10 protein-coding genes are annotated in these 13277 nt (G+C 65.9%); 1 reads left to right on the top strand and 9 read right to left on the bottom strand.

All coding sequences use genetic code 11. The features are described 5' to 3' along the window. The 6 genes from JOD78_RS23115 to JOD78_RS23090 are packed head-to-tail and all read right to left on the bottom strand — an operon-like array spanning position 1 to position 8705. On the bottom strand, positions 1 to 936 hold the full coding sequence (locus tag JOD78_RS23115; RefSeq protein ID WP_121040914.1) for a fumarylacetoacetate hydrolase family protein: 936 nt from the start codon (positions 934 to 936) through the stop codon (positions 1 to 3). A 53-nt stretch (positions 937 to 989) separates the two neighbouring features. Then, a complete protein-coding gene (locus JOD78_RS23110; RefSeq protein ID WP_121040916.1) occupies positions 990 to 2129 on the bottom strand; it encodes a cupin domain-containing protein in 1140 nt (379 codons plus the stop codon). Positions 2130 to 2160: 31 nt separating this feature from the next. Next, positions 2161 to 4482: a bifunctional salicylyl-CoA 5-hydroxylase/oxidoreductase gene (locus JOD78_RS23105; RefSeq protein WP_134134328.1), complete on the bottom strand. Its 2322-nt coding sequence runs from the start codon at positions 4480 to 4482 to the stop codon at positions 2161 to 2163. Continuing rightward, positions 4479 to 4922 carry a thioesterase family protein gene (locus JOD78_RS23100; protein ID WP_039783218.1) on the bottom strand — a complete coding sequence of 148 codons (444 nt, stop codon included), beginning with the start codon at positions 4920 to 4922 and terminating at the stop codon, positions 4479 to 4481. Before JOD78_RS23100 ends, JOD78_RS23105 begins: the two co-directional genes overlap by 4 nt. Before the next feature lie 10 nt (positions 4923 to 4932). Continuing rightward, entirely contained in the window at positions 4933 to 6441 is a 1509-nt protein-coding gene (locus JOD78_RS23095) for an indolepyruvate oxidoreductase subunit beta family protein (protein ID WP_134134326.1), read from the bottom strand. A 59-nt stretch (positions 6442 to 6500) separates the two neighbouring features. Continuing rightward, complete coding sequence (locus tag JOD78_RS23090) at positions 6501 to 8705, bottom strand: indolepyruvate ferredoxin oxidoreductase subunit alpha (RefSeq protein WP_209569418.1); 2205 nt, start codon at positions 8703 to 8705, stop codon at positions 6501 to 6503. A gap of 522 nt (positions 8706 to 9227) precedes the next feature. On the opposite strand from JOD78_RS23090, the gene JOD78_RS23085 reads away from it, so the two are divergent. Next, positions 9228 to 10214: an AraC family transcriptional regulator gene (locus tag JOD78_RS23085; protein WP_227022549.1), complete on the top strand. Its 987-nt coding sequence runs from the start codon at positions 9228 to 9230 to the stop codon at positions 10212 to 10214. Between the two features lie 82 nt (positions 10215 to 10296). Here JOD78_RS23085 and JOD78_RS23080 read toward each other — a convergent pair whose 3' ends face one another. From JOD78_RS23080 to JOD78_RS23070, 3 genes are read right to left on the bottom strand one after another with little or no spacing between them, the layout of a single operon-like run. Further along, a complete protein-coding gene (locus tag JOD78_RS23080; RefSeq protein WP_209569419.1) occupies positions 10297 to 11922 on the bottom strand; it encodes an NAD(P)/FAD-dependent oxidoreductase in 1626 nt (541 codons plus the stop codon). A 4-nt stretch (positions 11923 to 11926) separates the two neighbouring features. Beyond that, the gene (locus tag JOD78_RS23075; protein WP_209569420.1) at positions 11927 to 12724 is read right to left on the bottom strand and encodes a cyclase family protein; all 798 of its coding nucleotides are present in this window, start codon (positions 12722 to 12724) and stop codon (positions 11927 to 11929) included. Positions 12725 to 12769: 45 nt separating this feature from the next. Beyond that, positions 12770 to 13222, bottom strand: a complete 453-nt coding sequence (locus JOD78_RS23070; RefSeq protein ID WP_245202271.1) for a flavin reductase family protein — start codon at positions 13220 to 13222, stop codon at positions 12770 to 12772. Positions 13223 to 13277: the final 55 nt, after the last annotated feature.

The following is a 13277-nucleotide window of genomic DNA, read 5'->3' as shown; positions in this document are numbered from 1 at the left end:
TTAGGCCTTGCCCGGCGGCAGCTCGCCCACAGCGACGATGGGGTTGCGCAGGCTGCCGATCTTCTCGACAGTGGCCACCACCACGTCACCCGGCCACATCCATTCCTGCGGCGAACGGCCGGCACCGACACCGGCGGGGGTGCCGGTGGCGATGATGTCGCCTGGTTCCAGGGTGATGCCGGCGCTGATGTCGGCGATCAGGGTGTCGACCTTGAAGAGCATGTGGCGGGTGTTGGAACTTTGTTTGGTCACGCCGTTGACGGTCAGGCTCAGGTCCAGGTTGTGCGGGTCGGGAATCTCGTCGGCGGTGACGATCATGGGGCCGAAGGGTGCGTAGGTGTCCTGGCCCTTGGAATAGATCCACTGGCCTGCGCGGCGGTTGTCGCGGGCGCTGATGTCGTTCATGACGCTGTAGCCGAACACGTAGTCCAGCGCATCGGTCTTGCTCACGCCCTTGGCCTGCTTGCCGATGATGACGGCCAGTTCCACTTCCCAGTCCATCTGGCGGGTGATGGCCTGGTTGTGCTCGATGGCGTCACCCTGGCCGATCACGGTGGTGGGCGGCTTGGAGAAGATCACCGGCTGCTTGGGCAGCTCCTTGGAGGTATCCAGGGTACGGCTGGATTCTTCCACGTGTTCCACGTAGTTCAGGCCGATGCCGAAGATGTTCTTGCGCGGACGCGGAATCGGTGCCAGCAGGCGGACATTGACCAGCGGACGGGCCACGCCCACCGGCCACTGGCCGCGATGGCGCTCCAGCAGCGCGGTGGTGCTGGTGATGGCACACGGGCCGAGGTCGATGAAGTCCAGCATGTTGTCGGGCAGTGCCTCGCCGGCGTACAGGCCCAGCTGTTGCAGGTCGACGACCAGGTCATCGACGATGGCGCCCAGGCGGGCGGCGGCGCTCACATTGGCGCGGTAGGTAACCAGTTTCATGGCATCTCACTCCTGTTGGATGTTGGTAGGGCGTTCAGAAAATCCCTGCAGCCTCATGCAGCTGCGGGGGTAATGACGGGTTGGTGGCCGTGGTGCTCGGCATAGGCTTCTTCGCGATACAGGCCCAGCTTCTCCATGACCGGCAAATCGCTGAAGCAGAACAGGCAGGCATCCTCGCTGGCGCTGCCATTGACGTGCTCATGCCAGGCCCAGGACGGAACGCAGAAGATGTCGCGCTCCTTCCAGTCGAAGCGCTGGCCATCGATGATGGAATGGCCATGGCCCTTGGCCACCTGGTAGATGAAGCTGCCGGTATGGCGATGCGCGCGGCCCGCGAAACCCGGACGCAGCAACTGCATGCTGGCACCGATGGTGGCCATCACGTGGCCGCCGCTGACCGGGTTGGTGTAATGCATCAGCAGGCCATCAAAGGGGCTGCCCTCGGTGGCGCGGGCGTAGCGTTGCAGGGCTTCATAGGTCGGTCCCCACTGGTACTTGAAGAGCGGCGAGTAGGGCCTGTTCCAGCCCACATCCTGCGGACGCAGGCCCGGTGCGCCCCACAGCGCCACCGCATCGTCGACCGGATGGGTCACGGCCTGGTGCAGGTCGGGATGGACGGCGTAGAAGCCGGCCTCCAGCGCATTGACCAGCGGAATGTCCAGGCCGTCCTGCCAGATGCAGGGCAGGCCATCGGCTTCCACGCCGTGTTCGTGCCAGGTGCCATTGGGGGTGAGCACGAAGTCATTGGCTTCCAGCGTCATCTTGTGGCCGTCGACGATGGTGTAGGCACCGCGTCCCTCCATGATGAAGCGCAGGGCCGAGGAGGAATGCGCGTGCGCACTGGCGACCTCGCCCGGATGCATCACCTGCAGGCCGGAATAGAGCCAGCCGACGGCCGCCGAGACCTCGCGGCGGCCCGGATTGTCGAGATAGATCACGCGCCGGCCCGCCTTCTCCGGCGAGACCAGCGCCACCGAACGCAGCACGTGTTCGCGCAACTCGGCATAGCGCCACAGCACCGGCACCGATTGCGATTTCGGCTGCCAGGGCTCGATCTTGTTGGCCACCGTCCAGAGTGCGCCGGTCTTCAACTGTTCCAGCTGGCGGTAGTAGGCCAGCAGTTCCGGCGTGTCCGAGACATCGGCACGGCCGGCCACGCTTTCGCGGTACTGATCGTAGGTGTCATTGCTCACGATGCTTCCCTTTCATTGACGGATGGACGGCTCAACGGCGGGTGCCGGACAGGCTGCGTTCCAGCTGGTCGCGGCCCCACTGGTAAGCGGGCGGCCAGCTCACCTCGCGCCAGCCCTGGCGGGCGCTCTCGTGCAGCAGCCAGGCCGGGTCGGCCAGCAGCGGCCGCGACAGCGCGCACAGGTCGGCGCGGCCGGAGGCGATGATGCCGTTGACCTGGTCGGCCTCGGTGATGGCCCCCACGGCGATGGTCGGCACCCCGGCCTCATTGCGGATGCGGTCGGCAAACGGTGCCTGGAACATGCGGCCATAGACCGGCTTCTGCGCCGGGGTCACTTCGCCGGAAGAGACGTCGATCACGTCGGCCCCGTGCGCATGCAGCTGGCGGGCGATTTCCACCGCCTCATCCACGGTCGTGCCGCCCTCGGCCCAGTCGGTGGCCGAGATGCGGACCGACAGCGGCAGGTGCGCGGGCCATGCGGCACGCACCGCCTTGACCACCTCCAGCACGTAGCGCAGGCGGTTTTCCAGCGTGCCGCCGTACTGATCCTGACGCTGGTTGGTCAGTGGCGAGAGGAAGCTGGAGAGCAGGCAGCCATGCCCGGCCTGCAATTCCAGCCAGTCGAAACCGGCCTCCACGGCACGTCGCGTGGCGGCCACGAAGTCCTCGCGGATGCGCGCCAGTTCATCGTGGCTGGCCTCGGCCGGGACCTGCGAAACACCTTCCAGATAGGGCAGCGCACTGGCCGAAACCAGCGGCCAGTTGCCCGCCGCCAGCGGGCGATCCGGCTGCTCCCAGCCGAGCTGGGTGGAACCGCGCCGGCCCGCGTGATTGAGTTGCAGGCCGATGCGTGCCTTGCTGTTGGCATGGACCATGTTGACCACGCGCTTCCAGCCCTGCTTCTGTTCCTCATTCCACAGGCCGGGGCAGCCCGGCGTCATGCGGCCTTCGGGACTGACGGCCGTGGCCTCGGTGAGCAGCAGGCCGATGCCGCCCAGCGCACGCGCACCCAGATGCACCAGATGGAAGTCGCCCGCTACGCCCTCGCGCGCCGCATACAGCAAGGTCGGCGAGGCGACCACGCGATTGGCCAGCGTCAGCTCGCGCACCTTGAACGGCGTCAGCAGCGGCGGCGTGGGGCGCGCGCCATCGGCGGGCAGCCCGGCCCGCTTGGCCAGCCAGCGTTCGTAGCCTTCCAGCCATTGCGGATCACGCAGGCGCAGGTTCTCGTGCGAGATGCGCTGCGAGCGGGTCAGCAGGGAATAGGCAAACTGTTCCGGTTCCAGGTCTTCATAGCGGGCGATGTTCTCGAACCATTCGGTGGAGTTGCGCGCCGCATTCTGGATCTTCAGGACTTCCACCCCGCGTACCGCTTCATATCGCTGCAAACCGGCGCGCAGACTGCCTTCCTGTTTGAGCATGCGCGACAGTTCGATGGCGTCCTCCAGCGCCAGCTTGGTGCCGGAGCCGATGGAGAAGTGCGCCGTGTGGGCCGCATCGCCCATGAGCACCACCGGCACCTCGGCACCGGCCTCGCCATGCGGACGGGTCCACTGCACCCACTTGTCGCAGATCACGCGCGGGAAGCGGATCCAGATGGCCGAGCCGCGCAGGTGGGTGGCATTGGAGATGAGCTTCTCGCCATCGAGCCACGGGGCGAACAGTTTTTCGCAGAAGGCCACACCGTCTTCCTGCGACATCTTGTCGATGCCGGCCGCCTGCCAGGCGGCATCGGTGGTCTCGACGATGAAGGTGGACAGGCCATTCTCGAAACGATAGGCATGCGCCTGGAACCAGCCGTATTCGGTGGGCACGAAGATGAAGGTGAAGGCATCGAAGACCTTGCGCGTGCCCAGCCAGACGAAGCGGCAATTGCGCTGGTCGATGTCGGGACGGAAGGTATCGGCATAGCGGGTGCGCACGGCGCTGTTGATGCCGTCGCTGGCGATGAGCAGGTCGGCCTGGTACTGGCGCGCGATCTCCTGGTCATCCTGCACCTGGGTTTCAAAGACCAGTTCTACACCGAGTTCTTCGCAGCGCGCCTGCAGGATGTTGAGCAGGCGCTTGCGGCCGATGCCGATGAAACCGTGGCCGCCGCTGCTGATGACGCTGCCCTTGAAATGCACGTCGATGTCATCCCAGCGGCTGAACTCGCCGGTGATGGTGGCGGCCGATACCGGATCGGCCTCGCGCAGGTTGTCCAGCGTGGCATCCGAGAACACCACGCCCCAGCCGAAGGTGTCATAGGGACGATTGCGCTCGACCACCACTACGCGATGAGACGGGTCCTGCAGTTTCATCAGCAGACCGAAATACAAGCCGGCGGGACCGCCGCCGATACAGACGATGTTCATGTCGCACTCCTTTGTTGTTGGTGAGCCCCCGTCTCCAGGGCGTTGCGCAGCAGGGCGGGCACATCGATGGAGCGATGCGTCTCCAGCGAGGTACACACCAGCACCTGCCGCACCTTCATGCGCAGTTCTCCGCCGGCGGCGATGCAGGACAGATTGAGCGTGAGCGACTTGCCACCCAGGCGCTCCACCTCCAGCACCAGCGTGACCTCATCGCCCATGCGCGAGACCGCCTCGAACTGCGCATGCAGTTCCACCGTCGGCAGGCCGTAGCGCAACTGGCCGATGTAGCCGGCAAAGCCGACCCCGGGCAGCAGGTGGTCGATCCAGGCTTCGAGCAGATCGTTGAACAGCACGAAGTACTGCGGATAGAAGACGATGCCGGCCGGATCACATTCGGAAAAGCGGATGCGGTGGGCACGTTCGAATCGCGGAAATGTCATGCCGTCCTCCTCATTGCAGCGCGTGCTGTTGCAGGCTGGCGCGCAGCTTGTGGCCGTGCTCGTCGGCCAGCGCCGCATCGCGCAGTTCACGCAGGACGGCGGGGGCCAGCACGCGGGCATGGCGGTCCACCACCTGCATCAGGGTCTCGTAGTTGCGCAGGCCGCGCACATGGGTATCGCTGTAGCCCTTGACCAGCCGCTGACATTGCGCCACTTCCAGGGCCAGCGCCGGATTGACCGCCGCCAGTGCGGTCACGCGCTGCCACCAGCGTTCGATGCGCTCGGTCTCCTGGGCATAACGCAAGGTGACGCGGCGGAAACGACGCCAGCGCGACAGCCCGTACAGCAGCAGGAAGCCGGGCAGCGAACTGGTCTTGATGACGCGGCCTTCCTGCGTATAGCGGCGTACCAGGCGATGCGCCCAGTGCGGGCGCGCCAGCCAGCGGCCCAGGCCGGCCGGCAGGGTCTCGCAGATTTCTTCCAGGCGCGGGTGCATGAATTCATTGATGTCCACCAGCTGCTCCTCCTTGGCGCGCACGTCGCTGCGCACCCGGTTGAAACGGCTGCTGCGTGTCTTGATATCGGCCACGCGGATGGTGTCTTCATACGACATCCACAGGGCCAGATAGCGCGCCGATTCGGCCAGCAGTTCCGTGTCCTGGCCGCCGGGGGCCGTGGCCAGGGCAGCGAGCCGCTGCAGGTAGAGCGCGGCGTAGTCGGGGTCCTGATAGTCGATCAGGCGGCGCACGCCTTCCACCGCGATGGCGGCCACCGGATCGGGATAGGCCTGGGCTTGCTGTACCAGGCGCACGACCTGCTGGTCGGCGATGGCGGCCAGTTGCACCGGCTTGAACTGCGCTTCCTCGGCCGTTGCGCCAGGTGCGGCCGCCTCGGCCTGCCGCGCCTGGTCGTGGCCGACGGCAAAGGCTTTCAGGCTGGGCTTGACGCCGACCCCGCCACGCTCGATGGTGGCTTCGAACTGGGCCCGGCTGAACGGCAGTACACCGGTGCCGCACAGGCTGCCGAAGAGCACGGCGCTGATGACGCTGCCCACCCGCTCGGCAGACTCGGCCATGTCAAAGCTGACGAAGCGCTTGGCGGCCTTGCGGGCATGTTCGATCAATGCGTCGCTGTCGACCCGGCCATCGCCCATGGCGGTGCGCTCACCGATGGAATACACGCGATGGGTGGAACTGAGCAAGGTGGTACGGTCCGGCGTGACCAGGCCGCGTTGCACGGCGCGGCCCGCTTCCATCAGTTCGGAGGCGAGCACCACGTCCACGTCACCCGGCATGGGCATCAGCGCCAGCACCGGCGTGCGTGCGCCAGGCTGGCCGGCGCCGGGGAACAGTTCCACGTAGTAGATGGTGGCCCCGGTGCGTTGGGCTACGCCGGGCACGGAGGTGGTCTGGGCAAAATAGCCGTTGGATTCGCCCAGGTCGACGATCCAGTCGGCCAGCACGCCACCGCCCTCGCCGCCCATGGCGAGGATGGCGATCTTGATCGGTTTAGGGGACATGGTGCAGCTCCATCTTCAAGGTCAGGTTCTTGTTCATTGCAGTCATGGCGCGTCCCGGCTCAGAAGGCGTAACGCGCACGGCGCCTGGCGTCGCGTGCCTGCAGCCAGCCGATCACCACGGTGCGCACGCGCTGGCGCAGCTTGTCCATGCGGCTGGGGTTGGTGATGATCTCGGCGCGGAAGAACGAGGGGCACAGCACCGCCGCATGCGAGACCTCGCCGCACAGGCCGCAGCCCACGCAGCTGTCCACCACGGTGGCGACCGGATCACGCCGCAGCGGATCGGGGTTGCTCTTGATGGAGAGCGACGGGCAGCCCGACAGGCGGATGCAGGAGTGGTCCCCGGTGCAGGTCTCGGGATCGACGCCGAAGCGCTCGCGCACCACGCGCTGGCCGGCAGCGACGGCCTTGCGCACCTTGGGTTTTTCGCGGCGCTGCAGGTTGAGCATGCATTCGCTCTGCGCCACCAGCACCTTGGGCCCTTTCTCGGTGGTGGTCAGGGCTTCGCGCAGGGTGCTGGTCATGCGCTTCAAGTCATAGGTGCGCTTGATGGTGCGCACCCATTTCACACCCACGCCCTTGACCGCGGTCTCGATCTCATGACCGGTGCTGCGGGTGGCGTTGACGGCGCGCGAGGACGGAATGTCCTGGCCGCCGGTGGCCGAGGTGTAGTTGTTGTCGATGATGATGGTGAGGTTGTCGCTCTGGTTGAAGACCGCATTGGCCACGCCGCTGGTCAAACCGTTGTGCCAGAAACCGCCATCGCCCATCACCGAGATGGCGCGCTTGCCGGCCGGCGCATTGAGCGCCGCCGCCCCGGCCCCGCCCAGGCCATAGCCCATGGTGGTGTTGCCCAGGTTGAAGGGCGGCAGGATGGAGAACAGGTGGCAGCCGATGTCGGCGCTGATGTGGTGCTCGCCCAGCTCACGTTCCACCAGCTTCATGGCGGTGAAGATGGGCCGCTCCGGACAGCCGGTGCAGAAGCCCGGCGGCCGTGCATGCACCGACTGGTCCAGCGTGGGCAGTTTCGCTTCCTTGATGGTGACCTCGGCGCTCCTGGCCGGGGCATTGCCGTTGGCGATGGGGATCACGCGCGGCGTGCTGGCTGCCGCCGCGGGAGCGGGTTGCGCCTCGATGATCTGGTAGCGCTCCAGGAATTTGCGCACCCCGGCCAGTACGGTGGCGGTGTTGTATTCACCGGCCATCGGCAACAGGTCCTTGCCATGCAGCTGCGTGGGCAGGCCGAGCTGGCGCAGGATGTTGGCCACGTTCTGCTCGACGAAGTTGGGCTGGCCTTCTTCCAGCACCAGGATGGCGCGCTTGCCCTGGCAGAAGCGGTCAAACTCGGCATCCACCAGCGGATAGGCGACGTTCATCACGTACAGAGGAATCTTCGACTCGCCGAATACATCGGACAGGCCCAGTTGTTCCAGCGCACGGATCAGCGTGTTGTAGGTACCGCCCTGCAGGGCGATGCCGACATCGGCCGCGTCTTCGGCAAAGAATTCGTTGAGCTGGCGGGCGCGGATGAATTCGATGGCGGCGGGCCAGCGCTGCTCGACCTTTTCCTTTTCATGCAGGAAGCTGGCGGGCGGCAGCACGATGCGGCTGAGGTCGCGCGCCGGATTTTCCAGCGCATCCTTGACGGTGAAGGACGGACGCCGGTTGGCCGAACTGACGAACTGCCCGTGCACGTGGCAGGAGCGGATGCGCATCTGCAACATCACCGGCGTGCTGCTGGCTTCGGACAGGTCGAAGCCATCCTTGACCGCCTGCACGATGCAGGGCAGGTTGGGACGCGGATCGAGCAGCCACATCTGCGACTTCATGGCGAAGGCATGGCTGCGTTCCTGCATGATGGAGGAGCCCTCGCCATAGTCTTCGCCGACGATGATGAGCGCACCGCCCAGCACCCCGCCCGAGGCCAGGTTGGCCAGCGCGTCGGAAGCGACGTTGGTGCCGACGGTGGCCTTGAAGGTCACCGCGCCGCGCAGCGGATAGTTCACCGAGGCTGCCAGGGTGGCGGCAGCGGTCGCTTCGCTGGCGCTGTTCTCGAAGCGGATGCCGTGTTCCGACAGGATGTCCTGGGCATCGGCCAGCACGTCCATCAGGTGCGAGATCGGTGCGCCCTGGTAACCGGCCACATAGGCCACGCCCGACTCCAGCAAGGCCTTGGTGACGGCCAGGATGCCCTCGCCGCTGAATACTTCCCCTGCGCCCAGGCGCAGTTTCTTGACTTCTTCTACGAATGATCGCTCGGCCATCGTGGTCCCCGTGTGCAATGAATTTCCTTGTGTTGCACTTTCGTTCCCGGGGAGGCTGGCGTCAATACATGATTAATCATGCATCAGGACTTTTGGCAGAGGCTGGATAAGGCGCGCATTCCGGGGATAGAAACAGGATTGGACCAAGGATGGAAACGGGCGGCAAGACAACTTTTCCGCCGATGGCCGGGGGAGCCAGAAAGCCTTAAACCGTGGGGAAAAATCACCAATAATAATGATTTACGGATTTTTCGTTACTCGCCGACAACATCCGCTGTACGCCATCGATGACGCCATGTTGCAGCGCATATTGCCACCACGGGCCCGGCAATGAGATAAAGACATCACAAGAACTAAAACATGATTTTTCATACATCTTGGCACGAAACTTGTTAGGCAAAGGAAGTCATTTCCGCCCTCTTGTTTCCGCCCTGATGATGACAAGAGACACCACCGCCGGACTAGCCTGCAGAGGTAGCAGCCATGATGAACGTACTCCACTCCGATCCCTCCACCGGGCGCATGCCCATGCCGGCGTCGGTCGAACGCCTGCTCAATGGTTCCAACAAGCTCCTGTTCGCCTCGTCCGACCTGGACGAAGTGCGCTCCATGGTCGGCCGCGTGATGAAACCGCACCGGCTGGACCTCACCGGCCAGGGCGAGCGCCTGGATGCGCGCATGCATTACACCTCGCTGGGCGACCTGTCGGTGAGCCGCCTGCGCTATGGCTCGGCGGTACAGATCGAGCCGGGCTCGCTGGACAGCTTCTTTCTGGTGCAGATGCCTCTTTATGGGATGGCGCGTATCGAAAGCGGTGCACAGCACATCGATTCCTCGGCCGAGCTGGCCTCGGTGCTGAGCCCGCAGGAAGCCACCCGCATGACCTGGATGGCCGGTACCGATCAGCTGATGCTGCGCCTGTCGCGCTCGCTGGTGGAACGCACCCTGGTCGGTTATCTCGGCCATCCGCTCAACGAGCCGCTGCGTTTCGAGCTGGGCTTTCGCTGGCGCGAGTGTGCGCCGTGGCAATGCATGCTGTCCTACCTGATCGACTGCACCCTGCAGCATCCCGACCTGGCCATGCACAAGATCGTGGTGTCGCAGATCGAACAGCTGGCGGCCTCCATCCTGGTCACCTCGCATCGTCACAATCATTGCGAGGACGCCCCGGCACGCCGCAGTACCATCCTGCCGCGCCATGTGCGGCGCGCCCAGGATTTCCTGGAAGCCCATGCACACGAGCCGGTCACGGCCGAGCAACTGGCCCAGGCCGCCGGCGTGAGCGTGCGCAGCCTCTATGCGGGCTTCAAGGATTTCCTCGGCGTGAGCCCGATGCAATACCTGCGCGACCTGCGCATGGAACGCGCCCGCGCCGAGCTCATGAGCGGCGACAGCAACCACGTGGCCGGTGTGGCGCTGCGCTGGGGCTTCGCCCACATGGGCCGCTTCAGCAACGAATACAAGCAACGCTACGGCGAATCGCCGAGCAAGACCTTGCGGGCACGCTGACCCCTGGCGATTGACGAAAAAAAATGCGCCGGGATCACCGGCGCACAAAACCCTCCAGACCAGAGAGTAGAGAAAGACCGCGTCAGCGTGGCGCCAGCCGCTGCGCCACCATGTAGCCGGAACCCGCGCCCAGTCCCGGTCCGGGATGGGTGCTGGCACCGATGTGGAAGACATTGGCGACGGTCGTCTGCTGTCCGCGCGCCCCGTGGCTGCCTGCAAACGGACGCAGCCAGAAGAACTGGTCGGGCGAACACACGCCCGAGTACGGATCGCCACCCACCAGGTTGCAGTTCAACGCCTCCAGATCCGCCGGCGAATAAGCGCGGCGGCCCACGACCCGTTGACCCAACCCCGGCATGACCTGTTCCAGTCGCGCCTGCACCCGGTCCGCGAAGGCCTCGCGCACTTCGCTGGTCCAGCGGCCATCTGCCGCAACGGCGATCTCGCCGGCGCTGTCGCCCTTGAGGCGGGACGGCAATTCCTGCATCTGTATCCACAGGATCCAGCCCCCCGCCGGTGCGCGCGAGGGATCGACGGCCACCGGCTGGCCGATGGCCAAGGTAGGGCGCGCCGGCAGCCAGCCATTGTTGGCCTCGGTCACGTTGGCGCACACCTGCTCCATGCTCTCCGTGAGGTGCACCAGCGGCACCTGCAACAGCTCCGGCGTAGTCCAGGCCGGTGGTGCATTCAGGGCGAAGTGGATCTGCATGCCGCCACGGCCGAACTGATAGCTCCCGGCCCGCTCCTGCACCGCCTGCGGTGCCTGCGCCAGCAGACGGCCATAAAGCTGCGGCGGCGTGACGTTGCAGACCACCGCCTGCCCGGCCTGCAACTGCGTACCGTCGGCCAGCACGACACCGGTGGCGCGCTGCTTGCGGCCTTCGCCGCGCGTCATGATGCGGGCAGCGTCAGCGTTCGTGCGGACCTCGCCGCCATGCTGCATGATGAGATGCGACAGGGCCGCCACCAGTTGCCCGCCCCCACCCTTGACCACCGGCATGCCACCGCTGACGACGGCGGCGAAGGTCAGCTTGCCGATCAGGGCCGAGGTGGCATCGTCCGGACCGAGACCGGAATGCAGCACCCAAGGGGCGATCAGGGCGCGCGCCAGATCCGACTTGAGCGTGCGCTGCGCCCAGCGGCGGAAGCTTTCCATGGCATCCGCGCCAAAACCGAGCAGGCCATCCAGTCCGCGCGCCCGCCATTCGGAAAACAGCAGCCGCAGCAGCTTCCAGCCATACGGATCGCTGCCCAGCAGACCGAAGGTCAGCGCCGCATCCTGACCGAACAGGCGCTGCGCCATGGCCAGCAAGGCCGCGCCATCGCCCGGTGCCAGCGCGTCGATGCGGGCCGCGGCATCGGCCAGGTCCTGACGCAGGGCCAGGCCGCGGCCATCGGGCGTGACCAGTCCGGTGGTGTAGGCCGGCTGCAGGAATTCCAGTCCGGCCGTCTTGAGGTCCTCCGCCAATTCGGCATAGGCGGGGCTGCCCATGAAGAGCGGATACCAGGACGACAATACCTCGTGGGTATAACCCGGAAACAGCGTCTCGGTGCGGATGCAGCCACCGGCGCGGTCATTGCGTTCCAGCACCAGCACGCGCTTGCCGCGCCGCGCCAGCAGCGCGGCGCCGACCAGTGAATTGATGCCGCTGCCGACGAAGATGACATCGGCCGCATCCGGCCCGGCAAAGGAATGTGCGCTGGCCATGTGCTTACTCCACCAGTGCCAGCACGCGCAGCGGACTGCCGGAACCGCCCTCGATCTTGAGCGGTGCGGAGAAGAGCATCGCGCCCTGCGGCGGCAACTGATCCAGATTGCGCAGGCATTGCAGGCCGTAGCGATTGGCACCGTGCATGAGCGTGTGGCAAGGATAGGGTACCGGCCACGCGTAGGACTGGCCCGCATCGGTATTGATGGTTTCCACGCCGAAGCCGTGTACCTTGCGCTGGTGGATCAGCCATTCAACGGCGGCCTGCGTGGGACCGGGCGTATGCGCACCGTCCTCGCGCAGATTGAGGAAGGCGGCCGCATCGTCGACCCGCAGCGACCAGTCGGTACGCAGCAGGACCCAGGCACCGGCCGGGATGGCACCATGCTGCGCTTCCCATTGTTCGAGGAAAGGCACGTCGAGCAGCCAGTCTTCATTGGCGGCCACTTCGGCGCTGGCATCGATCACCACGGCCGGCGCAATGAAATTGCCGGGCGCGATGGTATCGACGCTGTTGCCGGGATGGTCGCGTCCGCTGATCCAGTGCACCGGCGCATCGAAGTGGGTGCCGGTGTGCTCGCCACAGGAGAAGTTGTTCCAGTACCAGGCCGGACCGGATTCATCGTAGTGCGAGATGCGCTCGATCTTGAAGCCCTGCACCTGGCCGAACTGCGGCGGCAGTTGCAGCGCGGGGAAGGACGGGGACAGCGTTTGCGTCAGGTCGACCACGCGCAGGCGGCCATCGGCCAGACCGGCGGCCAGGGCGGGCAGCAGCGCAGTGGAGGTGTGGGGGGATGCCATGGAGGGCTCCTTCAGTGATGCGAACAGGATGAAATCAGGAGGCCATCAGGCCGCCGCCTGCAGGGCGGTGAAGCGCCCGGCATGGAACACCAGCGGTGCGGCGGGCTGGTGGCCGGTGCGCACGATGCGCCCGACCATCAGCAGGTGATCGCCCACGGTACGGCTATGGTCGTTCTCGCACACCAGCACGGTGAGCGCACCGGCGATCACCGGCAGGTCTTCCGGTGCCTGGGCCACGGCCACGCCCTCGAACTTGTCGGCGATGGCCGGGGTGGCGAAGCGGCGCGCCAGCTCTTCCTGTCCGTCAGCCAGCACGTTGATGGCGAAGTGCGCACAATCGCGGAAGGCCTCCAGGTTGGGCGAGTGGTTCACCAGGCTCCACAGCACCAGCGGCGGATCCAGCGACAGCGAGGCAAAGGAATTGATGGTCAGCCCGACGTCGCGTCCGTCGCGGGTGCGCATGGTGACGATGGCCACGCCGGTCGGATAGGCCCCCATCAGGTTGCGCAGGGTGCGCGGTGCCAGGTCGGTCTGGCCCCACGGGGCCGGTTGC

This window comes from Herbaspirillum sp. 1130 (assembly GCF_017833835.1).
In the GTDB taxonomy this organism is placed as follows: domain Bacteria; phylum Pseudomonadota; class Gammaproteobacteria; order Burkholderiales; family Burkholderiaceae_D; genus Herbaspirillum; species Herbaspirillum huttiense.
Note: the sequence above shows the minus strand (reverse complement) of the source record. Positions and strands in the feature narration are given on the sequence as shown.